This is a genomic window from Sphingomonas plantiphila, from assembly GCF_046000505.1.
GTDB lineage: Bacteria > Pseudomonadota > Alphaproteobacteria > Sphingomonadales > Sphingomonadaceae > Sphingomonas > Sphingomonas plantiphila.
Genome location: NZ_JBELQC010000001.1, coordinates 2,387,686 through 2,410,595, shown reverse-complemented (window position 1 = coordinate 2,410,595; position 22,910 = coordinate 2,387,686). Strand labels below are relative to the sequence as shown.

22 protein-coding genes are annotated in these 22,910 nt (G+C 66.6%); 13 read left to right on the top strand and 9 right to left on the bottom strand.

Annotated elements, in window-relative coordinates; genetic code table 11:
- Positions 1 to 24 precede the first annotated feature (24 nt).
- Positions 25 to 1,782 (top strand): phage tail sheath C-terminal domain-containing protein, encoded by a 1,758-nt coding sequence (locus ABS767_RS11525; protein WP_408078491.1) that lies wholly within the window; start codon positions 25 to 27, stop codon positions 1,780 to 1,782.
- Between the two features lie 119 nt (positions 1,783 to 1,901).
- Here ABS767_RS11525 and flgH read toward each other — a convergent pair whose 3' ends face one another.
- From flgH to ABS767_RS11505, 4 genes are read right to left on the bottom strand one after another with little or no spacing between them, the layout of a single operon-like run.
- A complete protein-coding gene (gene flgH, locus ABS767_RS11520; RefSeq protein WP_408078490.1) occupies positions 1,902 to 2,681 on the bottom strand; it encodes a flagellar basal body L-ring protein FlgH in 780 nt (259 codons plus the stop codon).
- A 12-nt stretch (positions 2,682 to 2,693) separates the two neighbouring features.
- Positions 2,694 to 3,158 (bottom strand): flagellar basal body P-ring formation chaperone FlgA, encoded by a 465-nt coding sequence (gene flgA, locus ABS767_RS11515; protein WP_408078489.1) that lies wholly within the window; start codon positions 3,156 to 3,158, stop codon positions 2,694 to 2,696.
- A complete protein-coding gene (gene flgG, locus ABS767_RS11510) occupies positions 3,158 to 3,940 on the bottom strand; it encodes a flagellar basal-body rod protein FlgG (protein ID WP_408078488.1) in 783 nt (260 codons plus the stop codon). Before flgG ends, flgA begins: the two co-directional genes overlap by 1 nt.
- Before the next feature lie 25 nt (positions 3,941 to 3,965).
- Positions 3,966 to 4,706 (bottom strand): flagellar hook basal-body protein, encoded by a 741-nt coding sequence (locus ABS767_RS11505; RefSeq protein ID WP_408078487.1) that lies wholly within the window; start codon positions 4,704 to 4,706, stop codon positions 3,966 to 3,968.
- Between the two features lie 124 nt (positions 4,707 to 4,830).
- On the opposite strand from ABS767_RS11505, the gene ABS767_RS11500 reads away from it, so the two are divergent.
- The 5 genes from ABS767_RS11500 (at position 4,831) to ABS767_RS11480 (ending at position 8,037) form a co-directional block, all read left to right on the top strand.
- Positions 4,831 to 5,379: a flagellar basal body-associated FliL family protein gene (locus tag ABS767_RS11500; RefSeq protein ID WP_408078486.1), complete on the top strand. Its 549-nt coding sequence runs from the start codon at positions 4,831 to 4,833 to the stop codon at positions 5,377 to 5,379.
- Positions 5,376 to 6,392, top strand: a complete 1,017-nt coding sequence (gene fliM / locus ABS767_RS11495; protein WP_408078485.1) for a flagellar motor switch protein FliM — start codon at positions 5,376 to 5,378, stop codon at positions 6,390 to 6,392. Before ABS767_RS11500 ends, fliM begins: the two co-directional genes overlap by 4 nt.
- A complete protein-coding gene (locus ABS767_RS11490) occupies positions 6,389 to 6,727 on the top strand; it encodes a DUF6468 domain-containing protein (RefSeq protein ID WP_408078484.1) in 339 nt (112 codons plus the stop codon). The genes fliM and ABS767_RS11490 overlap by 4 nt, the downstream gene beginning before the upstream one ends.
- Positions 6,727 to 7,296, top strand: coding sequence for a MotE family protein (locus ABS767_RS11485; RefSeq protein WP_408078483.1), 570 nt, complete (start codon positions 6,727 to 6,729; stop codon positions 7,294 to 7,296). Before ABS767_RS11490 ends, ABS767_RS11485 begins: the two co-directional genes overlap by 1 nt.
- A gap of 111 nt (positions 7,297 to 7,407) precedes the next feature.
- Positions 7,408 to 8,037: a GAF domain-containing protein gene (locus ABS767_RS11480; RefSeq protein ID WP_408078482.1), complete on the top strand. Its 630-nt coding sequence runs from the start codon at positions 7,408 to 7,410 to the stop codon at positions 8,035 to 8,037.
- A gap of 13 nt (positions 8,038 to 8,050) precedes the next feature.
- Here ABS767_RS11480 and ABS767_RS11475 read toward each other — a convergent pair whose 3' ends face one another.
- Positions 8,051 to 8,455 carry a hypothetical protein gene (locus tag ABS767_RS11475; protein WP_408078481.1) on the bottom strand — a complete coding sequence of 135 codons (405 nt, stop codon included), beginning with the start codon at positions 8,453 to 8,455 and terminating at the stop codon, positions 8,051 to 8,053.
- Positions 8,456 to 8,757: 302 nt separating this feature from the next.
- Here ABS767_RS11475 and ABS767_RS11470 point away from each other — a divergent pair, with 302 nt between their 5' ends.
- Entirely contained in the window at positions 8,758 to 10,488 is a 1,731-nt protein-coding gene (locus ABS767_RS11470; protein ID WP_408078480.1) for an endoglucanase, read from the top strand.
- A 162-nt stretch (positions 10,489 to 10,650) separates the two neighbouring features.
- Here ABS767_RS11470 and ABS767_RS11465 read toward each other — a convergent pair whose 3' ends face one another.
- The 4 genes from ABS767_RS11465 to ABS767_RS11450 all read right to left on the bottom strand — a co-directional run bounded on the left by ABS767_RS11465 (position 10,651) and on the right by ABS767_RS11450 (position 17,048).
- Positions 10,651 to 12,618 carry a methyl-accepting chemotaxis protein gene (locus tag ABS767_RS11465; RefSeq protein WP_408078479.1) on the bottom strand — a complete coding sequence of 656 codons (1,968 nt, stop codon included), beginning with the start codon at positions 12,616 to 12,618 and terminating at the stop codon, positions 10,651 to 10,653.
- A gap of 74 nt (positions 12,619 to 12,692) precedes the next feature.
- Positions 12,693 to 13,595, bottom strand: a complete 903-nt coding sequence (locus ABS767_RS11460) for a flagellin (RefSeq protein WP_408078478.1) — start codon at positions 13,593 to 13,595, stop codon at positions 12,693 to 12,695.
- An 11-nt stretch (positions 13,596 to 13,606) separates the two neighbouring features.
- Positions 13,607 to 15,712 carry a flagellar hook-associated protein FlgK gene (locus tag ABS767_RS11455; protein WP_408078477.1) on the bottom strand — a complete coding sequence of 702 codons (2,106 nt, stop codon included), beginning with the start codon at positions 15,710 to 15,712 and terminating at the stop codon, positions 13,607 to 13,609.
- A 25-nt stretch (positions 15,713 to 15,737) separates the two neighbouring features.
- Complete coding sequence (locus tag ABS767_RS11450; protein WP_408078476.1) at positions 15,738 to 17,048, bottom strand: flagellar hook protein FlgE; 1,311 nt, start codon at positions 17,046 to 17,048, stop codon at positions 15,738 to 15,740.
- Between the two features lie 178 nt (positions 17,049 to 17,226).
- On the opposite strand from ABS767_RS11450, the gene ABS767_RS11445 reads away from it, so the two are divergent.
- The 6 genes from ABS767_RS11445 (at position 17,227) to ABS767_RS11420 (ending at position 22,908) form a co-directional block, all read left to right on the top strand.
- Positions 17,227 to 17,622: a flagellar biosynthesis repressor FlbT gene (locus tag ABS767_RS11445; RefSeq protein WP_408078475.1), complete on the top strand. Its 396-nt coding sequence runs from the start codon at positions 17,227 to 17,229 to the stop codon at positions 17,620 to 17,622.
- 10 nt (positions 17,623 to 17,632) lie between these two features.
- On the top strand, positions 17,633 to 18,970 hold the full coding sequence (gene fliI / locus ABS767_RS11440) for a flagellar protein export ATPase FliI (RefSeq protein ID WP_408078474.1): 1,338 nt from the start codon (positions 17,633 to 17,635) through the stop codon (positions 18,968 to 18,970).
- Complete coding sequence (locus ABS767_RS11435) at positions 18,954 to 19,388, top strand: hypothetical protein (RefSeq protein WP_408078473.1); 435 nt, start codon at positions 18,954 to 18,956, stop codon at positions 19,386 to 19,388. The genes fliI and ABS767_RS11435 overlap by 17 nt, the downstream gene beginning before the upstream one ends.
- Positions 19,385 to 20,323 carry a peptidoglycan-binding protein gene (locus tag ABS767_RS11430; RefSeq protein WP_408078472.1) on the top strand — a complete coding sequence of 313 codons (939 nt, stop codon included), beginning with the start codon at positions 19,385 to 19,387 and terminating at the stop codon, positions 20,321 to 20,323. The genes ABS767_RS11435 and ABS767_RS11430 overlap by 4 nt, the downstream gene beginning before the upstream one ends.
- A gap of 71 nt (positions 20,324 to 20,394) precedes the next feature.
- A complete protein-coding gene (locus ABS767_RS11425) occupies positions 20,395 to 21,741 on the top strand; it encodes a protoglobin domain-containing protein (RefSeq protein ID WP_408078471.1) in 1,347 nt (448 codons plus the stop codon).
- A gap of 135 nt (positions 21,742 to 21,876) precedes the next feature.
- Positions 21,877 to 22,908 (top strand): sigma-70 family RNA polymerase sigma factor, encoded by a 1,032-nt coding sequence (locus tag ABS767_RS11420; RefSeq protein ID WP_408078470.1) that lies wholly within the window; start codon positions 21,877 to 21,879, stop codon positions 22,906 to 22,908.
- Positions 22,909 to 22,910 lie beyond the last annotated feature (2 nt).

The following is a 22,910-nucleotide window of genomic DNA, read 5'->3' as shown; positions in this document are numbered from 1 at the left end:
CGCGGTCTGCAAGGGGGAGCAGCCATGGCCAACGCAACGAGTTCCTATCTCAATCGCTCGACACCCGGCGTCTACATCACGGAGCTCGATGCATTCGGCAACTCGATCGTCGGCGTGCCGACGTCGGTGCCGGTCTTCATCGGCTATACAGAGTTTGCGGGAGACCCGAACACCGGACGGGCGCTGTACAACACCCCGGTTTCGATCACGTCGATGGCCGAATTCGAGATCTATTTCGGCGGTGCCGCCCCGCAAACCTATACGGTACAGCCGGCGCCACAGCCGACGGCGACCTCGCCTGCTCCCACGCCAGGTTTCACTGCCTACTATACAATGGTCTCAACCGATCCGGGCGCTCCGGAAGTGGTCCCCACGGCATTCACGCTCACGCCAGCGGCAGACGGGGCCTCGTTCAACCTCTACTGGCAGATGCAGCTGTTCTTCGCCAACGGCGGCGGCATTTGCTACGTCGTATCGGTCGGGAGCTATTGGGCGGACCAGTATCCGGCGCGCTTCCCCGGGCCGGTTCCGGCCGACTGGCTGCCCGGAACGATCGCCGCCGGGGACCCTGCACAGTCAGGTAAGCCCGGCCTGTTGGGCGGGCTCGACGCGGCGGGTGCGGCGGTGGGGCCGACGATGATTGTCATCCCGGAGGCGTGCCAGCTCGACCAGGCCGACTATGCGAGGGTCGCGACAGCGATGCTCGAACAGGCCGGGTCGCTCCAGGACCGCGTCGCGATCCTCGACCTGCCCGGCTGCATGACCGCCGACACCTATGCCGCGTTGCAGACGTGCCAGGAGAATCTGACCGCCGCGATAGATTCGCAGACGGCGAACCTCAGCTATGGCGCGGCCTATGCTCCGGCGCTCAACGCCACAGTGGTGACGACCGCCGATCTCATATTCACCAACCTGACGGCGTCGGACGGCGACAATTCGATCATCAACAATATTCTGACGACCCAGGCGATACAGCTCTACACCGGTACGCAACTGGCGACCGCCCGGAGCGCGATCGCCGCCGCATTCCCTCCGGGGCCGACGTACGGAACGAGCGACACCGCCCAATATTCCGTCGATGCGAGCGCTTATCCGGCCCCGCCGCCGGGACCGGCGCTCCCCCGTTGGCAGCGGGCACTCGACACGTTTCTTCTCAACAACCTGCCGATTTTCAAGGAGATCGAGCAGTTGATCGCCAACGCGATGAACATCGCCCCGCCAAGTGGCGCGATCGCCGGCGTGTGGGCGCTAAGCGATAATAGCCGGGGCGTGTGGAACGCTCCCGCAAACCTCGCGCTCGCTTCGATCGCGTCGCCGCTCTACAATATGAGCGACAGCGAGCAGGCCGGGTTCAACGTGCCGGTCAATGGGCAAGCGATCAACGCGCTCCGCCAGATGGTCAACCGCGGCACGGTCGTGTGGGGCGCCCGGACGCTGGACGGGAACAGCTTCGACTATCGCTATATCCAGGTCCGGCGGACGCTGATCTATATCGAACAGTCGATCAAAACCGCACTGAAATCCTATGCGTTCGCCGCCAACGATGCCACCACATGGGCGACGGTGACCGCCGCGATCTCGCGCTTCCTCACCGGGCTGTGGCAGCAGGGCGGGTTGATGGGTGCCAAGGCCAGCGACGCATTCACGATACAGTGCGGGCTTGGGTCGACGATGACGTCGCAGAATATCCTGGACGGCTACATGATCGTCGCGGTCACGCTTCAGATGATCCACCCGGCGGAGTTCATCGAGCTGAACTTCACCCAGGCGATGGGCAGCTGAAGCGAAAAGGGGGAAGGGTTTCTCCCCTCCCCCATCGATACGAACCGGGATTCTCCCTCGCCCTTCCCTTTCCTCTGCCCCCCGGCTCGGAAAAGGGACTCCTTCCTTTGCCCCCCGGCTCAGAAGGGAAACAGGGCGTCGTAAATCTGCTGGCCCCAGCGCGCCTGCTGCGCGTCCGACAGCTGGCCACGGCCACCATAGCTGATCCGCGCTTCGGCGATCTGGCTGTGCCGTACTGAATTGTCCCGGGCGATGTCCTGCGGGCGCACCACGCCGCTCACCACCAGCTCGCGCAGCTCGTTGTTCACGCGCACTTCCTGACGCCCCCGAATGCCGAGATTGCCGTTGGGGAAGACGTTGGTGACGATCGCCGACATGGTCATGTTGATCGTCTCGGACCGGCTGATATTGCCGCCGCCGCCCGATTGCGACTTCGAGCTCGTGCTGGCGAGATTGGTTGGGTCCAGCGCCTTCGGCAGCAGCTTCTCGAGGCCGAGCAGCGAGGCGATGCTGGCGCTTTCCGATCCGTTGCGCACGCGTGAGGTGTTGTTGCCCACTTCCGCCTTGTCGGCGATGTTGATCTTGATCGTCAGGATGTCGCCCAGCCGCGTCGCGCGCTGATCGCTGAGGAATGCGCCGGCGCCGGCACGGAACAGCGAGGCGGAGGCAGCTGGCGCCTGCACCGGGATCGCGCCTGCCGGGGCGGGAGCGTTCGCCACCGCCGCCGCGACGGTGCCGCCGCGATAGCCGGGCGTGCCGATCGAGCGCTCGCCGCCGGGCATCGCCAGCTCCTCGGGTGCGGTCATCTTGGGCGCCTTGCCGATACGGCTGAGACGTCCGACGCTGCCGCAGCCCGAAACCAGGCTGGCGACGGTGATGGCGAGAATGATCTTCTTCATAGCGCTATTCCCTCAATATGCGATGCGGACCAGCCCGTTGCCGGCGACGAAGCCGTCGAGCGTGCGCTGGGTGGAGTTGGTGACGACGCGGACCTGTTCGCCCGCGCCTGCGCTGGCGAGCGCGCGGCCCTGGGTGGTGATGGTCAGGCCGCCGGTCTTGTAGGCGATCAGCACCGGCTCGCCGCGCCGCACGAGGCGCGGCGTGATGATGTCGCTGACCCGGACGATCCGGCCTGGGGCGAGCGGGCGAACCGCCTCCATCCCCTTGGCCGCATCCGCCTCGATCGCGCCGCGCGCCATGTTCGGCGAGCGCTGCTCGTAGACGAAGTCGTCGGGCGACAGGATCTCGCCGCGCTGGATTGGACGCGCGAGGATCGCGACTTCGACCTGGGTCGGCGACGCGGCGGACGTCGACGCGGTCTGCGCGGGCGCCGGGAATGGCACCAGCACGGCGACGAGGAAGGCGAGCCGCAACATCAGCGCAGCTGGCTGGTCGTCGCCAGCATCTCGTCCGCGGTCTTCACCACGCGGCTGTTCATCTCATAGGCGCGCTGCGCCGTGATCAGCGCGGTGATTTCGGCCACCGGATTGACGTTCGAGGCCTCGACAAACCCCTGTTGCAGCGTGCCGAAGCCGGGCTCGCCCGGATTGGCGATGGTCGCCTGGCCTGATGCCGCGGTTTCGAGGAACAAGTTGCCGCCCTGCGCTTCGAGACCGGCTTCGTTGATGAAGGTCGCGAGCTGGAGCTGGCCGACATTCTGCGGCTCGGGCTGTCCGGCCAGGATCACCTGGACCTCGCCGGTCTTCGAAATGGTGACGTCGACCGCCTCGGCGGGGATGGTGATCCCCGGCTGAACTGGGAAGCCGTCGGCATTGACGAGTTCGCCCTGGTCGGACAGCTGGAACGATCCGTCGCGGGTATAGGCGGTCTCGCCCGACGGCAGCGTGATCGCAAAATAGCCGCGGCCCTGGATCGCCGTGTCGTAGCGATTGTCGGTCTGGGTCAGCGCGCCCTGCGTGGCGATGCGATAGACGCCGCCGGTCTTGACGCCCGCGCCGATCTGGATGCCGGTCGGCACACGGCTGTCGGGGCCGGTGGTACCGCCGGGACGCGAGACCTGCTGATACAGCAGGTCCTGGAATTCGGCACGCTGGCGCTTGTACGCCGTCGTGTTCATGTTCGCGATATTGTTCGAGATAACGTCGACATTGGTCTGCTGCGCGAGCATCCCGGTGCCGGCGATGGAGAGGGTACGCATTGGATCGGTCTCCGTAGAAAAGGGTTCAGCCGAAGCGGCCAAGCTTGTCGATCGCCGAGCGGCGGAGGTCGCCAAGCGCTTCCGACATCTTCATGCTGGTCTGGTAGGCCCGCAGGATTTCGACCATCGACGTCGTCTCGACGATCGCCTGGACGTTCGATCCTTCGACCCCGCCCGCGCGCAATTTGGTTTCCTGCGCGCCGAGTTCGCGCCCGCCGGTGCCGTTGAAGGTGCCGTCGCCACGCGGGTCGACGGCGCGCTCGTCGTCAAATACGGTGACCGCCACGCGCCCGACGCGCTCGCCCCCGGCACTGACGGTTCCATCCTCGCCGATGGCGACAGTGGCGGCCTGATCGGGCGGGATCGCGATCGGACGTCCGCCCTCGCCCAGCAGCGTCAGGCCACCCGAGGTCTGCAGGTTGCCGTCCTCGCCGACGCGCAGATAGCCCGCGCGCGTATAGGCGGTGCCGCCCTCGGGCGTTTCGACCGCGAGATAGCCGGCGCCGTCGATCATCACATCGGTGGCATTGCCGGTCGCCAGGAACGCTCCCGCGCTCTGATCGTGCACGGCGCCATAGTCGAGCACCATCGACGCGGTCTTGAGCGGAGCGTCGCCGCCGCCCGCCTGCTCGACATATTCGCGGAACACCGGCTGCTCACGCTTGAACCCGGCCGTCGACAGGTTGGCCATATTGTTGGCCGTGACGTCGAGCCGGCGTCGCAATGCCTGTTCGTGACTTAGCAGCACATAGGATGAAACATCCATCGGCGGCGCCTTTCAAAAAAATCTTCGTCGTTTTTGCAGCTAGGCAAATGTTGCCGCCCCGCTCTCCTATAATAGGAACATTCCGCCGATCCGGTCGCGGATGGGCAAAGAGTGGGAACAGGATATGAGCGACGACATCATCGTCGAGGCAGACGAGGGCACTCCCCCCAAAAAGGGGCAGAAGAAGCTGCTGATCATCGTCGGCGCGGCCGTGCTGGTTTTGGGCGGCGGCGGTGGTGGTGCCGCCTGGTTCCTGATGGGATCGGACAGCAAGGCGGCAGAATCTGCCGGGGAGCATGGCGACGCAAAGGCAGAGGCCGACGCGGAAGCCGACCATGGCGAGAGCAAGGAAGAGGGGAAGGAAGGCAGTTCGGCCTATCTGGACGTTCCGCCGATGGTCGTGAACCTGCGCAGCACCGATGGCGCCGCGCGGTTCCTGAAGCTTCATTTCATGCTGGTACCGGCACCGGGCGTGTCGAGTGAGAGCCTGAAGGAAAAGCTTCCGCTGGTGATCGACGCCTATCAGCCCTTTCTGCGCGAGCTTCGCCCGGAGGATCTCAACGGCTCGGGCGCGGTCTATCGCGTCAAGGAAGAGCTGCTGATCCGCGCCACCCAGACGCTTGGCGCAGACCGAGTGAAGGACGTTCTCATCCAGGATCTGGTGCAGCAATGAGCGACGGCTTCGACGATTTCGATCTGCCCGAACCGCCGCGTATCGATCAGGGTGCCGAGGGTCTGCTCGATCAGGCAGGCATCGATGCGCTGTTCGGACAGGTGGGCGGCTTCGGCCAGCCCAAGGAGGGACTGCGCGCGGTCATCGAATCCAATGTCATCAGCCGTGAGCGGCTGCCGATGCTGGAGGTCGTGTTCGATCGCATGGTTCGCATCTTCGCGACCTCGATGCGCAATCTCACCTCGGACGCCATCGATGTGAGCCTGGAGGAAGTGACCTCGATCCGCTTCGGCGACTATCTCAATCACATCATGCTGCCGGCGATGATCGGGGTGTTCCGCGTCGAGGAATGGGAGAATTACGGCCTGGTGACCGTCGATTCCGGCCTGATCTATGCCGTGGTCGATGCGCTGCTGGGCGGACGGCGCGGTGGCGAGCCGTTGATGATCGATGGACGCGGCTTCACGACGATCGAGACCGATCTCGTCTCGCGCATGCTGGGCCATGTGCTCAGCGACCTGTCGACTTCGATGGCGCCGATTACTCCGACGACGTTCGAACTCGAGCGCGTGGAGAGCAGCCCGCGCTTCGTCGCGATCGCCGGGACGACCAACGTCTGCGCCGTCGCAACCTTCCGCGTCGACATGGACGAGCGTGGCGGAAGCTTCAGCATCCTGCTGCCCTACGCGACGATCGAGCCGGTGCGCCACCTGCTCAACCAGCGCTTCATGGGCGAGAAGCTCGGCCGCGATACGATCTGGGAATCGCACATGGCGTCCGAGGTCCGCAAGGTCGACGTGACGCTCGACGTGGTGCTCGGCGAGCGTGACATGGACCTGGGTACGGTGCGCGACTTAAAGATCGGACAGACCATCCCCCTGTTCGCCGATCCCGACCAGCCCCTCGACATGCAGTGCGGCGGCGTGACCATCGGGCGCGCCCAGATCGGCCAGCGGTCGAACAAGATCGCGGTGCGGTTGATGTCCGACATCGCAAAGGAGACTCGCGCATGACCTATCAGATCCTCGCGAACGTGCTGACCATGCTGCTCTGCGTGGCCGTGATCGTTCAGAGCACGCGGATGATGCGCAGCCTGAACGCGCTGAAGCGCAACGATCTTGGCCAGATGGTCTCCGCGCTCGACCAGGCGACGGTGCAGGCGCGCCTGGTCCTGTCCGAGCTCAAGGGGACGTTGACGCAATATTCGAGCCGCGCAGGCGATGCGGCACGCGCCAAGGCCATTTCGGACGAACTCAAAATGATGATCGATATCGCCGATTCCACGGCAGAGCGGCTGGTCGATGCCGCCGCTGCTGCCCGGCGCGTCGAGCCGGTGGAGCGCTATTGATGCGCATTCCCTTTCTTCTGCTGCTGGCCGGTGCCGCCGGGATCGGCGTGATCGCGAATGGTGTCGATGCGGCGGTCTCGGTCGGTCAATCGGTGGTTCCCAAGACCCGCCTCGGCGCCCAGATCGAAGGCGAACTCGGCGAGGCGCAACGCAAGGAGGCTGAGCGCCGCCGCGCGCTGGACCTGCGCGAACAGGCGTTGAAGGCGGCGCGGCTCAGATTGCAGCGCCAGCAGCAACAGGCGCAAAAGGAAGCCGCAGCTGCGGCTGCCCCCTCCCCCGCCGGCGACGCGTCCCAAACCGCCCCGGCGGCGGAGCAGCGCTATAGCGATCTCGCCCGCATCTTTCAGTCGATGAAGCCCGCAAAGGCTGCCCCCGTGTTTGAAAAGCTGACCCCCGAGGTGCAGTTTCAGGTCGCCCAGCGCATGCGCGACCGCAATGCGGCGATGATGATGCAAGCGATGTCGCCAGAGGCGGCCGCTACGCTGGGCATGGCGCTAGCGCGTGGCGAGACGTCGTCACCTGCTTCCGCTAAGGGACCGGGCGGAGGCAAGACCGTTTCCAAACGATAGTGCGACGCAGCTACGTATTTCTACAATGCTAACCGGTGGTGGAATTAAACGACATTCTGGGCAGGTCGGGGTTCTTGATCGGAGAACGAAGTGACGGCCCCCAAATCGGGCATGCTCCCGATTTACAGTGCGGATGCATTCCGACGCGCGGCTCTGTTCGCCTCGGGCCTGCTCGCCCTGCGCGGATCGATGCCGCTTCATGCTCTGCTTGACGATGTCGCGCACCAGATAGATGTACCGATCACCGGCGTGTCGGTGATCGAGAACGGCTTTTGCTGGCTACCGGTTGCGCTGGGACTCAATATCGAGCGGCTCCCGATCTCCGATGCGCTGTGCGTTGACACCAATGGTTTTCCGGCCGACCTGCTCGAACCAGACCTGCTCGCATCCGCGCGCTACAGGGATCATCCACTCGTCGCGGGGCCCATGGCCATTCGCGCCTTCGCCTCCGCCCCGCTACGGGGGATCGAAGGCGTGGAACTGGGAACGGTTTTCATCGGAGACCGCAAGGCGCGGCCGGACTTTCTCGTTCGCGCGAAAGCGACACTTGAACACGCTGCGCGCCATATCATGGCCGAAGCCTCGGCGCCGTATCACCTGCGCCGGATGGGGCATACGACCCTGGCGGAGCTGGAAGCGCTGATCCGCGATGCGACCCGCGACGGCGACGACGAACTGGTCACCGCGATTGACCGGGTTCTACAGACGATCCTTCCGCATACCGGCATCCGCGACGTCTGAAGGACGCCCCCAGTCAGGGCATCGCGGGTGCCGATCGCGTACGCACCTCAAGGATCAGCACATGTCCCGCAGCTGGGTCGACCGAATGGGCGGCGGCATCGAGAGCGCGGGACAGGGCGTCCGCGTCAACGGCGACGCGGGGCGATGCTCGAAGCTGCGCGAAGTCCAGCACAGCACCAAGAACCGCGGCGCGGATCGCGGGTTGTGCCGCGCCGAGTTGCGCCGCGTCCGCTCCAGCGGCCGGGGCGATGGCCAGAGCGAGCTGCAGGCTGCCATCGATACGCCCGCCATCGACGATGGGGACGTTGAACGTCCCAAGCGGGACGACACCGCCGCTTTCGCCGCCGGAGGCGCCAACCGGAGCCGCAATCGCGAGCAGCGAAGCGGCAAGAGCCAGACGGGCCGTCGAAAATCGCATTGCACACTCCCGGAAAGGCTCTCTCGGCCGGACCGCACATGGCCCCGCCCCTCTATAATAGGATGAATTTACCCGTTTGGGACCCGGATGAGCCACGATCAGAAACCGAAGCGCGCACGGATATTCGGATTGAGCGATACAGCGGTCCGCCGCGTCGCTCGGCCCGCGCCGATCCAAGATTCCGCGCGCGCGACGCCCCGGGAAACTCCGGCCGTAAAGCGCAAAGCCCGAGCAGTGCTCGTGCTCCTGTTTCTTGTCGGCGCGGCGGCGGGAGGTGCGCTGCAAGTGTTCGTCCTGCCCTCATGAACCGCATGCTGCCTCACCTCGCCCTGCTGCTCGCCGGAGTGTCGACAAGCGCACTTGCGGCAGACGGTCATGCGCCACCGCCCACGGCGCCGGTCGCGCGCATCGCCGAAACGCGCCTGGCGCCATTCGCCGCCCAGCTCGCCGAAACGCCACGCGCCGCACCCGGTCAGCGCCCCGCGGTGGATATTGCACTAGCCTGGTCACTGGTGGCGAAAAGCACGGCGGAGACACGCCAGGGTGCGCGCTGGAAACTCGCCGCCGCGTTGCTGGACCGCGCGCACGGCGAAGAGGCGATCGGCGTGCTCGAAACGATGCGTCGCGACGACGATGCTCTGAAACTGGTACCGGCCTGGCGGCTGGCGATGGGCGCGGCCAGCGTGCTTGCCGGCCGCGATGCTGCCGCGCGCGATTGGCTGAACATTCCCGAGCTCGCCGCCGATGCCGAAGCTTGCGCGTGGCGGCTCCGTGCCGGCGTGCCTGTCGACCGCCCGCTGCTCAAATGCGCAATCCCGGCGATCGTCGTACGCCCGACGAACCAGCGCGGCGCCTTTGTAGCGGCCGCGGCCGATGCACTGCTCAAGATCGGCGAACCCGGACCCGCGCTCCGGTTGCTGGCGGCAATGCCCGAGCAGGATCCTGCGGCCAATCTGAGGCGCGGAATCGCGCTCGTGCGCACCGGACAGGACGAGGCAGCGCGACTGAAGTTCGAGCGCGTGCAGCTCTCCGGCGCCCCCGGCGAGCGTGCCGCAGCGGAACTGGAGCTGATCCTGCTGGGCGTCGACGCGAAAAAGATCGGCTATCGCCAGGCGACCAAGCGCCTCGACGCGCTGATGCTGAGCTGGCGCGGTGACGCGACCGAGCGTGCGGCGATCGAACTGAAGCGGAATCTGGCGCAGCGCGTCGGTGATCGCGTCGCAGTGCTGACCGCATCTGCGACGCTATTCCGGTATTTCGATCTGGGGGCAGACACGCCGGGGGCGCTGACGGCGATCCAGGCCGAACTGTCCACCCTGATCGCGGACCGCAATCGCCCGATCGCAGAGGCGGCGGGGCTGTTCTGGGAATATCGCGATCTTGCGCCTACCGGCGCTGCCGGCGATCTCATGGTCACCCGCTTGTCGGAGCGGCTGGCGGATGCCGGCCTGCATTCACGAGCCGCAGAGCTGCTCAGCTATCAGATGACCGCCCGCGCGGTGGATATCGCAAAGGGGCCGCTCTCGATCCGCATCGCGCGGTTGCTGTTACAGGCGGGCAAGCCCGATCACGTGCTCGCCGCGCTGCGACTGAGCGACGGCCCCGCCTATCCCGACGCCATCGCCGCCGAACGGCGACGTATGCAGGTCATTGCGACCTATCGCATGGGTCGTCGCGAAGATGCGCTCGCGATGCTCGATCAGCTCGCGGACGCCGACGCGCTGCGCGCGGAAATGCTCTGGCAGGCGCGCGACTGGAAACGCTTCGTACAGGCCAATCGCAACCGTCTGCCGACAAGCCGCACCGCAGTGTTGCGCCAGGCGGTTGCGCTGACGATGGTCGGCGACGATGCGGGACTGACCGCGCTACGGCGTCAGCATGGTGCAGCGCTGCGCGGCACTCCGGCGGGCGCAGCACTCGATGCGCTCGCAGCGCCCGATGGGAAAAGCGATCCCGCCGCGCTCGACGCGGCCATGGCGGGACTTGGCGACACGCAGGTCGATGGCGACCTGCTGCTGCTCGGCCAGTCCTGAGCCCCCGTCCGCCGCACCGCCCCCTTTTTTTCTCTTATGATTTGATCATCCCGCGCCATCGCTTGAGGGCATGTCCCTTACGCCGCGTTGTTGCGCACAAAAAAGCGGTGGCGCTCCGTGTGGAACGCCACCGCAACAGGTGCCGGACAAATCCGGTGGGGATCAGAATTCGTCCCAGTCGTCATTGCCGCGGACCAGCGACGGGATAGCCGCGGGCGGCAGCGGCTTGACCGGCGACTGATAGACGATCTCGCTCGCCTTGGCCGGCTTTGCAGGCTTTCTTCCGCTGGTCTGCTGCACGGGTTTGGCGGGCGCCGTCTTGGCCGTTCCGGTGGCACGTCCGGACGCCGGCTGCGCAGCCTTGCGCGGGGGTGCGGCACGGACCTGCTGCGCTGTCGCACCGATGCGGAACGCCCCGGCCCGCTCGCCCAGCACGCCGACTTCCGCATTCAGGCTGCGCGCGGCCGCCGATGCTTCCTCGACCATCGCGGCGTTTTGCTGCGTCGAATGATCCATCGTGCTGATCGCGGACGCGATCTGCTGGATTGCCGCAGCCTGCGCCTGATTGTCCTCGGCCATCGTCCCGAGCAATTCGTGGACGGTGGAAACGTCCGCCGAAATCGCGACCAGCGCACCATCGACCCGCTGGACCGCGGAGACCGCCAGTTCGACATCGTTCTGCGTCGTGGTGAGCTGTTCGCGCGCACGCTTCGCCTCTTCTTCCGACCGCATCGCCAGCTGTCCGACCAGATCGGCGACCACCGCAAAGCCGCGACCCGCCTCGCCTGCGCGACCTGCTTCAACCGCTGCGTTCATCGCGAGAACGCGGGTCTGGAACGCGATCTTGTCCAGGCCCTCGATCACGCTGTCGATGCCCTTGGCGCTTTCGGCGACCCGGCCCATCGCGGACACCGCTTCTTCGGCAGTGCCGCGGCCCGTACCGACCGTGACGATCGCCTGATCCGCGCGCGAGACGGTACGGGTCGATGCTTCGGCGCCGGCACGAAGGCGATCGTTGATTTGCGAAACGGCGGCCGAGGTCTCCTCGAGCGAGGCAGCGGCACTTTCGGTGCGGCGGGCGAGATCTTCCGACGCTTCCTCGATCTGGCTCGAGCCCGCGCCGATGGTGCGCGCACTATCCATGACCGACTGGATGAGCGTGCGAAGCGAGTCCACCGCGCCGTTGAAGTTCGCCTTGAGCGTGGCGTAGGTGCCATTGAATTCGACATCAATGCCCCGCGTCAGATCGCCCTGGGCCATGGTTCCCAGATGATGCGAGAGCGTTTCGATGACCTTCTTCTGCTCGGCTTCCGCCTCGGCTTTTGCTGCCTCGGCACGCGCCAGTTCGCGCGCGGCGTCGCGAAACACCAGGACCGCCTTGGCCATTTCGCCCACCTCGTCGCCGCGATCGGCCCCGGGCACATCAATAGTGTTGTTGCCGCTCGCCAGCGTGCGCATGGAGCCTTCAAGACCGAGCAGCGGCGCGATGATCGTACGCCGTGCGACCAAGATCCCCAGCCCCACCGCGACGACGACGCCGAGGAGGGCTATTAGGAGCATGGATGTGATCGCTGCGTTGGTGGACTCGGTCAATGCGACGCCTTCCGCCTTCGCATTTTCGGCTCTTTCGATCGTAAAGCGGCGCAGCTCCTTGCGGATCTCGTTCGCCTTCAGATCCGCCTGGGCCATGCCGGCGCGCGCTTCGTCGTTGCGATCTTCCAGGCCAAGCTCCATCGCGGCCGTGGTCAGCCGATGCAGGTCGTCAAACTGCTTGAGCAGCGATTCGACGACCGGCGCGGTCTCCGGCTCGGCCTTCATCATATTGGCCAGGCGCTCGCGCGCGGTGGTATAGGCCTCGCGCTCGGCCTCGACGGCTGCACGCCCCTCCGCGCTGCGCCCGGGATAGGCGGTGAGCTGATAGCCCGAATAGGTCATCTGCAGCGCGCCCTGATAGGCGCGGGCGAGCTCGACATTGTTGGGCAGCTTCACGTCAGCCAGCTGCGAATAGTCGGTATCGACCTTGCGGATCGCGCCGACGCCGTTGAGCGCGACGGCAAGCGTGACCGCGCCGAGCAACAGCATCAGCGCCGCGATCTTGTAGGCGATCTTGAGATTGGTGAAGGCTTTCATGGAGGCTTTGGCTTTCTGTCTGGGAGCGCGATGCGGCCGGTTTCCGTGGAAAATCAGCGCGTCGTGCCGAGCGACTAGCGGAGGTACGAGAGCAGGCTGAGCTGGTTGAGCTGGCTGAACACCGAGTAGCTCGCTTCCAGCGCGGTCTTGTGCTGCGCCAGGTCCATTGCGACCTGCGCGAGATCGGCATCCTCGTTGCGGCTGATGACGTCCTTGAGCACGAGCGCGCGATCATTGGCGCGATCGACCAGCGTCTCGGTCTGGGCGAGGCGGCGGCCATTTTCGGCATTCGTCCGCCGGACGTTGCTCACGGCATCGTCCAGCCGGTCCTTGATCCCGCGCAGCACGTCCTTCTGCGCGTCGTTCAACTGCTCGTCGAACGGTCCGGCTTCGACCAGCTGGCGATAGATTTCGGTGACTTCGGCGCCGATCTCGGTGGCGGTGATGCCATAGTTGAGGTCGAGGCCGTCGCCGACACGCGCGCGTGCCTTTGCCTTGCCATCGACGAAGTGATCCGCGGGATCGGTGCCGATCAGTTCCTCGATCTTGACCGCGGTGAACGGCTCGCCCGCGATCCCTCCGCCGAACAGCGGCAGTCCGCCCTCGCTGGCGTTGAGCATCGACCGGAACTGGTCGAACGTGGCGGAAATCGCCTCGTCCAGACCTGCGGCCTCGCCGGTCCCGATCGCCTGAAGGACGCGGTTGCCCAGATCCATCGTCGTATTCTCGATCGAGGTGATCGCGGTCTCGTAGAGCGACAGGGTCGTGCCGAGCCGCGTCGCGTTGGTGGCGTGCGCCTCCTGCTTCGCGAGGAGCGTGTGCGCGGACAAGGTGCGCACGGCTTCGCTGCCCAGCGCCGCGAGATCGGGCGCCTTCTTGCCCGTGGACAGCTGCGCCTGCGTGACCGCCAGCTTCTGCTGGGCACGCTGGATCGCATTCGCCGTGGTCTGCTGCAGGGGGATGGTTGCGACACGCATCTACGGGTTCCTCAGTTCATCATGCCGATCAGGGTGTCGTACATTTCGCCGGCGACGCTCACGACGCGGGCAGCCGCGGAGTAGCTGTTCTGCAGCACGATCATCTGCGCCAACTCCTCGTCGATATTGACGCCCGAGAAGCTGTCGCGGCGGTTGGTCGCGTCCTGCTTGCGGGCGGTGGCGTCTTCGAGGCGGCTCTGGGCGTTGGCGGCGGTCGTCCCGGCCTCACCCAGGATCAGCGAGGCATAGCGTTCGAGGGAGACGTTCCCGTCCTTGCCCAGATCGGCGACCTTGCTGAAGCTGTCGGTATAGAATTGCGCGGCGCGCGTGTCGGTCGCGAGCAACCCACGCTTGCCCACCCCGGCCGACGGATCGAAGATCGCGAGCGGCAGGCGCGACGGCGAATTGCGCAGTTCCGGCGCCACCTCTCCCGCGGCGAGCGCATTGGTGCTGCCGGTCAGTCCCGCCAGCGCGGAAAAGGAGATTCCCGTGGCGTGCCGGTTGGTCGAATCGGCGGGGATCGACAGGACTGTTCCGGTGACCCCGGGGGCCTGGTCGAACCGGAACCGGCCCGCTCCGTCGATCGAGAACCGGCCATAGGCGCCGACCGGGCTGGCGTTCATCTGCGTGAGGAGGTCGCCCATCGTTCCGCCGGCGACCGGCGCCATCGTCGCGCGCGCGATGACGCGGCCCGATGCGTCGCGCAGCATCAGATCGGCCGTGCTGCCCGCATCGAAGCCATGGGCATCGCCCGGCGCAAATCCGGCTGGAACCGTCAGCGCGCCCTCGGCGCGGACCATGTCGTTTAGGCCGAAATACTGGCTGAACCCGACACCACCGCGGTTGGACGGCGCGGTCGGATCGTCCGCGACGACGGCCCCACGCCCCGCGCCGCTGGCTTCGATCACCAGTCGTCCGTTGGTGAACGTCGCGGTGCCTGCCCCACCGAGACCCGAGTTGATCGCGGACAGCGCATCCGCGACGGTCGCGCCGCTGCCCAGAGCGTCGAAGTCGACGCGCGTTTGCGCAACGACGGTGCCATCCGACGCGGTCACCGCGAAATAGGCGGCGCCCGTGAAGCCGAGACGGTCACTGGTCGCCAGTGCGGTCGTGCTGCCATAGAGGCGCGCCGGAGCGGGGACCGAACTGGACGCGTTCGACGCGCCGTTGAGCGCGCGTGCCAAGCCGGTGAACAGCGTGCCGAGCTGTTCGCGAAAGCCCGGCATCGTGCGATCGCGCAGGTCGATCAGGCCGCCGAGCTTGCCGCCGACGGCGGAGGATTCGATGCGATCGCCGGTCGCGGCGCCCATCTCGCCCTTGTCGTTCGCGAACCGGATGTCGATTCCGGGATAGTCGGCCAGCGCCGCGCCCGTGCCGGATTTCGAGCTGGGATAGGAGAGAAGCCGCAGCCGCCCGTCGAGCAGCGGTGCGCCGCTCGCGGTTTCGATCATGATCCGGCCATTGGGCTGTTCGCGCGCGACCACGCCGAGCAGCCCGCTCAATTCCTCAACGGCCATGTTGCGCTGATCGACCGTCCCGGCCGAACTGCGACCCAGACCGTCGAGGCGCGACACGGTGTCGTTGAGCTTGTGGATCTGGGTGAGAAGCGCGTTGACCCGTTCGACCGTGAGCCCGATCTCGGCATCGGCGTCCGCCGACAGCATCGCGATATCCGTATCGAGCCGCTGGATCGTGCCGATCGCATCGCTCGCCCGGGCGATGAAGTCGGCCGCATTCTGCTCGGCGCCCAGCGCGCCGGTCATGGCGATGGCGGCGCTGTTGATCGCGTCGAGCCGCGACGGCAGGCCGGACGCGGAATCGGGAGCGCCCAGCAGCGCCTGCATGCGATCGAGATAGTTGGCCTGAACTTCGGATACGCCAAGGTCCGTGGCGCGACGGTACACCGCCGCCTCCAGGAACTTGTCGGCGATCCGGATCGGTTCGCCGACGGTGACGCCGCTGATCCGATCCGCGGTGACGGCGGTCGACTGGTTGACGCGCTCGCGCGCGTAGCCGGGGGTGCCGACATTGGCGATGTTGGTCGACACCGTCTTGAGCCCGGCCTGCGCCGCGTTCAAGCCCGATACGGCCGCCCCCAGAATTTCACTCAGCGACACGAACCGTCCCCCGCCAGAAGCGCGATCAGCGCTTCAGGTTGCTCACTTCCTGCAACATGTCGTCCACCGTCGTGATGATCTTGGACGCCGCGCTATAGGCCCGCTGGAAGCGGATCATGTTGCTGAACTCCTGCGCCAGATCGACGGTCGATGCCTCGAGCGTGCTCGCGCGGATCGTCCCGGCGCCGAGCGCACCGGCGATGTCGATCGATGCGTTGCCCGACTTGTCCGACATCAGATAGGCGTTGCCGCTAACGCGGGTCAGGCCGTCCGGGTTGGGGAAGGTAGCGATCGGCAGCTGGAACACCGGCCGCGTGACGCCATTGTCGAACACCGCGCTGAGGACGCCGGTTTCCGAAACCTGGATCGACGCGATGTTGCCCAGCACGCCGCCGTCGGTCGTCGCGGCGATCAGCGCCGATTCCGATCCGAACTGGCTGAGCCCGCTGATCGTGCCGTCCTCGCCCAGGCCGAGCCGCAACGGCACCGAGCCGGCGCCGTTGGTCCAGTTGATGTCGACCGGGTTGAACAGGTCCGAGGTATAGACCGCATCGTCGCGGATCAGGCTGCCGTCGGGATTGAAGCGGATTTCACCACTGGCGAGCACGCCGCCGGGCGCGGCCACATCGCTCGCGGGGTCTGCGTAGAGTTCGCCCTGCCAGCTGTTCGGTCCGGTGCGGACATACGCCATCGTGACGCGGTGCGAGGTGCCCTGGGAATCGAAGATATCGAACGAACGGCTGAAGTTCGGCGTGACGGTGCCGTTCGCCATGTCGCCCGCCGCGTAGGCGCCGGGCAGCGCTTCGGCGGTCGACTGAAGGTTCGCACGAATGTCGATCAGCGTCGTCGGCGCGGCCGAACCCGTCAGATCGCTGACGCGCACCGGCGCCAGCGCGGCGACGTTTCCGGTGTTCACGAACTGCCCGTAATTGTCGAGGCGCCAGCCCTGCAGATAAAGGCCAGACGCATTGCGCAGATAGCCGAACTCGTCGGGGCGAAACGATCCGGCGCGGGTGAAGGCAACGCCATCATTCGACGACCCGATCGCATCGCGCACCACGAAGAAGCCTGCCCCTTCGATGCCGAGATCGGTGGTGCTGCTGGACGCCTGAAGCAGGCCCTGCTTGGAGATCAGCGTCTGCGGCGCCGCCATGACCCCGCCCGCGGTGTAGGTCGATCGGGCACGCCCGTCGCTGACCAGGGTGCGGAACTGAATGTCGCTCCCCTTATAGCCGATCGTGTTGATGTTGCTGATATTGTCGGCGACCACCGCCATCGCGGTCGCTTCGGCGCCCAGGCCGGAAACGCCGGCATAAAGTGCGGAATAAAGGCTCAAGGACTGTCTCCGGTTCGCGCCCGTTCGGGCAGGACAAGGCCATGATAGAGCGCCGCACATCGCCCCGGTCTGCATCGCGCCCCTAAATTTCCGGGGCGGCAATTTTTTCCGGGTGGCCGAACCGCGCGCCGCGCCGGGCGCCTATGATGACAGCAACGCAAGAGTTGAGGATCGAACGATGCTGCGAATTTCCCTTCGCGATGGCGAGGCGCTGGTGATCAATGGCGCGATGCTGCGCTCCAAGGGGCGCTCAGAGCTGGTGATCGAGAACAAGGTCGCGCTGCTGCGCGGCCGCGAGATCATGACGCCGGAAGAGGCGACGAGCACCGCACGCCGCCTCTATTTCGCGACGATGATGGCGTATCTGGGCGACGAGCCCGACACGCACAAGAATCAGGTGATCGACGAACTGACGCTGTTGATCCCGGTGATGGACAGCGATGAAGGCCGCGCCGCCTGTGTCCGCTTCGCGCGACTGGTCGCCGAGGGCAATTACTATCGCGGCCTTGCCGCGTGCCGCGCGCTGATCGAGTTCGAGGACGCGGTGCGCGCGCCCGCAAACGAGGCCGCCTGAGGCGCGATCCGTGCACAGCCTGTCCACCGCCGCGCACAGCATCGCTGCGCTCCCGCTCGACAAGCGGTACGGCCGCGTCGTCGCGGTGCGTGGCGCGCTGATCGAGGTGGAGGGGCTGGCCGGCGCTGCGCAGATCGGTGCCCGCATCGATATCGATACGCCCGATGGCGTCGTTCCGGCCGAAGTCACGGGGATCGAGGCCGGCCTTGCCCAATGCATGCCGTTTCGCGAGCCGCAGGGGCTGAGCTCGGGCACGATCGCCTGGCTGCACCCGGGCGCGCTGTCGCTGCGCCCGTGCGATGCCTGGCTCGGCCGGATGGTCGATGGACTGGGCCGCCCGGTCGACGGCAAGGGTGAACTGCCGCTCGGTGCGACGCGCCAGCCGATCAAGGCGCCCCCTCCCCTCGCCGCGACGCGCGCCCGCGTCGGCGCCCGGATCGAAACCGGCGTACGCGCGCTCGACCTGTTCGTGCCGCTGTGCACCGGCCAGCGGCTTGGCCTGTTCGCGGGATCGGGCGTCGGCAAATCGGTGTTGCTCTCGATGCTCGCACGCTGGACCGAATGCGATGTCGCGATCATCGGCCTGATCGGCGAGCGCGGCCGCGAGGTGCAGGAATTCGTCGAGGACGATCTGGGCCCTGAAGGGATGGCGCGCAGCATCGTGGTCGTCGCGACGTCGGACGAGCCGGCGCTGATGCGGCGCCAGGCGGCGTGGACCACGCTGGCGCTTGCCGAGCATTTTCGCGACCGCGGCCTGCGCGTGCTGTGCCTGATGGACTCGGTCACCCGCTTTGCCATGGCGCAGCGCGAGATCGGCCTCGCCAATGGCGAGCCGCCGGCGACGCGCGGCTATACCCCGACGGTGTTCGCCGAGCTGCCCCGCCTGCTCGAGCGCGCCGGGCCGGGACTGCCGGGCCAGGGTTCGATCACCGGCCTGTTCACCGTGCTGGTCGATGGCGACGATCATAACGAGCCGGTCGCCGACGCGGTGCGCGGCATTCTGGACGGGCATGTCGTGATCACGCGCAAGATCGCCGAGCGCGGGCGCTATCCGGCGATCGACCTGCTCAAGTCGGTCTCGCGCGCCTTGCCGCATTGCCTGGAGCCGGAGCAGAACCAGACGCGCCTTGCCGCCCGCCGCATCCTCGGCACCTATGCCGATATGGAGGAAATCGTCCGGCTGGGCGCCTACAAGGCAGGGTCCAGTCCGGAGGTCGACGAAGCGGTGCGGATCGCGCCGCAGATCGAAGCGATGCTGACCCAGACCAAGGGCGATCGCGGCCATGCCGACGACGGCTTTGCCCGCCTCGCCACGCTGATGGAGAGTGACCATGCGCACGCCCTATGACGCCGCGCTGCGCGCGCTCGGCCGCGACATGGATGCGCTCAAGACGCTGATCGCGGATGCGACGGCGCGGCTCGATGGCATGCACACGCTGCACGAGGCGCTGACCACGCAGATCGCGCGCGAGACCGAATTGAGCGCGGTCGAGTGGCAGCTGCATGCCGACGCCTATCTCGCGCGGGCGCGGGAGGAACGGCGCCGGCTTGAGTCGCTTCGTCACGATGCGGAGGTCGAGCTGACCATGCTGCGCCGCAAGGCCGCGCAGCAATATGCGTCGATCCGCGCGGTCGGCGGCGCCGCGGACACGTTCCGCGCCGAAGCCGAACGCAAATTGCAGAGCGCCGAACAGGCGATGCTCGATGACCTAACGGCGGCGCGGTTCGTGCGCCGTGCACGCGAACTGCGGAGGGCGCGCACATGATCACCGTCCAGGGCCGATCGCTATCGGTCACCGACACCGCGGCGACCGCCGCCGCGATCCACCGCAATGCGCTGGGAGCCGCGCAGAAGCGGCTGTGGCAGGCAGCGATCGGGACGATGACGCCCGACGCGGAGATCAACCTGCCGCGACGCGGCGACGATCGGCTCGACATCGACAGCCTGCTGGCGCTCGCCGATCTGGCGACGCAGCCGCGCGCCATCCAGACCATCCAGACGATTCCCACAGAACCGGTGACGCGGGTGACCGGCGGGACGAGCGCGGCGGATCTCGATGTCGGTCGTCTTGGCGCCAATGCGCGCCATGCGCCCGCGCTGGACCGCGCCGCCGAACGCACGGGTATCCCCGCCACCGCGCTCGCCGCGATCGTCAACGCCGAAGCCGCCAAGGATTCGTCGGGACAGTGGAACGTCTATTCGCGCAACAGTCGATCTTCCGCCGCCGGCCTGGGGCAATTCCTCAGCCGCACCTGGGAAGGGATGGCGGAGACGCGCGGTACATGGCTCAACGAAACCGCGCAGGCCCGCGGCTGGCTCGACCGGTCGGGCCAGGTGCGCCCGGCGGCGCGCGCGGCAATGCTGCAACTTCGCTATGACCCGACCGCATCGATCGAGACCACGGCGGACTATGCCCGGGCAAATCTGAAGCTGCTCGAACGCTCCGGCGTGCGCACGGGCGACGACCCGTCGGCGGTCGCGCGCACCGCCTATCTCGCCCATCATCTCGGACCCGGCGACGCAGTCAAATATCTGAAGACGGGACTAAGCGATGATCGCGCGGCGGTGCTGTTGCGCGCACAGATCGGCAGCGGGCGCGCACAGCGCGCAATCGCGACCAACGGCGACGCCAGCGCGGCCCACCGCGCCTGGCTCGACAACTATGTCGAGCGCCGGGTCCGACCCGAGAATTTCGCCTAGGTAGTTTCCCCCAGTCAACCCGATGTGTCGAGTCTCTCCTATATGGGTAATATTGGATTAGGGTAACGTCGATGACTGTAAGCGCTGAACTGGTTGACCGTCTTGCATTTGCCGGGTTCACCGATGCCCAACGCGATGCCTTGGCCCGGTTCGCACCGACGCTCGAAAAGGAGCTGCCGGCGATCGTGGATGCATTCTACGCGAACCTGCGCCGCTGGCCCGAGCTGGCCGCGATGTTCAAGGATGGCGAGGCGATGCCCCGCGCCGCACGCGCGCAATCCGCGCACTGGCAGATGCTGTTCTCTGGCCGGTTCGACGATGCCTATGCGAGCTCGGTCAAGCGGATCGGCCTGATGCATAGCAAGATCGGGCTCGACCCACGCTGGTATATCGGCGGCTACAGCTTCATCCTGCGTCATCTGTTCGACCTCGCCGCAAAATCGGCCGGCCGCGCGCTCAGCCCCGCCGCCGCAGCGCGCACGGCGCAGTTGTGCACCGCCATCAACTTGGCCGTGATGATCGACATGGATCTCGCCATCTCCTGCTACATCGCCGAGAACAAGACTGCCTATGACGCGAAGCTCGCGGCACTCGCCGAGGACTTTCAGGGTCAGGTCGGCGCGCTGGTCGACCAGCTCAGCGTCGCGTCCAACGAACTCGAAGCCAGCGCGCAGACGATGACCGAGAATAGCGGGGAGGCGAACGCCCGCGCCATGGCCGTCGCCGCAGCCGCCGAGCAGGCCAGCGCGGGCGTGCAGACCGTAGCGTCCGCCGCGGAAGAACTGTCGGCTTCGATCCAGATGATCGCCAGCCAGGTCGCCGAATCCTCAAAAACCACGCAGCGCGCAGTCGCCGATGCCGAACGCACCGACCAGGTGGTCCGCGCCCTTGACGAGGCGGCCGAGCGGATCGGCACCGTCGTGGGGCTGATCGGACAGATCGCGGGCAAGACCAATATGCTCGCGCTCAATGCCTCTATCGAAGCCGCGCGCGCAGGCGAGGCCGGCAAGGCGTTCGAGGTCGTGGCCGCCGAGGTAAAGGCGCTGGCCACCCAGACCGAGCGAATGACGGAGGAAGTCGAGGGGCAGATCCGCGACATCCAGGGGGTTACGCGCCAGGCAGTGTCGGGCCTTACCACCATCGCCGCGACGATCGGACAGGTAGCCGAAATCAGCAGTTCGATCGCCGGCGCGGTCAATCAGCAGAACAGTGCGACCGCGGAGATCAGCCGCAACATCCAGCAGACGGCGCAGGCGGCCCACGAGGTCTCGACAAATATCGTCGGTGTGAGCCACGCATCGGAAGCCACAGGCTCCGCCGCCAGCCAGGTTTTCACCTCCGCAACGACGTTGTCGGGTCAGGCGAGCAGCCTCTCCTCCCAGGTGCATCGCTTCGTGAGTCAGGTGCAGGCGGCCTAGTTCCCGCGCTACTGTGTTAATACTTATAGAGGATATACGTATAGGAGGAGTTTACTCCTATTTACCCGGGCGGCCCATCTTATCCCTCGAAGCCAAGGCCATTGCGGCTCTGGCGATACGATCGAGGGGACGATCATGTCGAATACCACTGCCGCGCTTGAAGCCGCCGTCGCTGCCGTCATCGCACACCTGCCCAAGGATGGTGAGACGCAGACCAACCGTCAGCGCGTTTATGGCGACCGCGCCTTTGCCCAGGTGATGAAAATTCTGGCGCCGCGCGTGCGCCACTTCATCCGCCAATATGGCCTTGCCGGTCACTGGGACGATGCGGAGCAGTGCTGTGCGATCGGCGTTCACCGTGCGATCCAGGCCTATGATCCCGAGCGCGCCCAGTTCACGACGTTCGTCAACTGGCAGCTGCGCGGCGAGCTGCAGAGCCTGCGCTTCCGCCTGATGACGGATCAACGCCCCTCGGCAAAGAAGGTCGAGGCGAGCACGGTTTCGCTCCATGCCGTCACGAACAATGCGGACGGCGAGAGCAACACGCTGGAAAGCATGATCGAGGACGAATTCGCGCTCGACCGCACCGAGGCCTGCGCCGGCGATCATCTGGCGGTGAAGACCCGCGAGGCCCTGCTGGACGCCTATGTCGACCATCTGCGCGGCGTGGCGATGGAACAGATGAAGCGGCGCGCCCGCTCGAGCCGCTCGGTCCAGGTGGTCGATCCGCGCCTGCCGCGTTTCCGTGCCGGCGCCGCGATCATCGACCCGGCCGAAATCGCAGAGCTGGAAGAGAAGCTGGACGCACAGCGCCAGATCGTCGCGCGCCGCCTGTCCGACGATATGCCGGATGAATCCGAGCTCGACCCGCAGGAGCGCGAGCGCCAGCGCCAGGTCGCCAAGCGCGCCGCCAAGACGATCGCCGAGATCGCGGCGAACGATCCTCGCTTCGGCGGCATGTTCGAGCGCCCCCGTCCCAAGGCGCGCCGCCGCGCGACCGACAAGGTCGCTCCGGCCGCCACCGTCCTTCCCGACCACAATGCGCCGCACAATCAGCTGAGCCGCGTGGTCGCGATCGTGCCGGCGACGACGCTGCACCAGGCGCCGGAAGCGGAGGATCAGGCGGAGCAGCTGGTAGCACTGCCCCGCGGCGTCCGTTCGCACTGAGC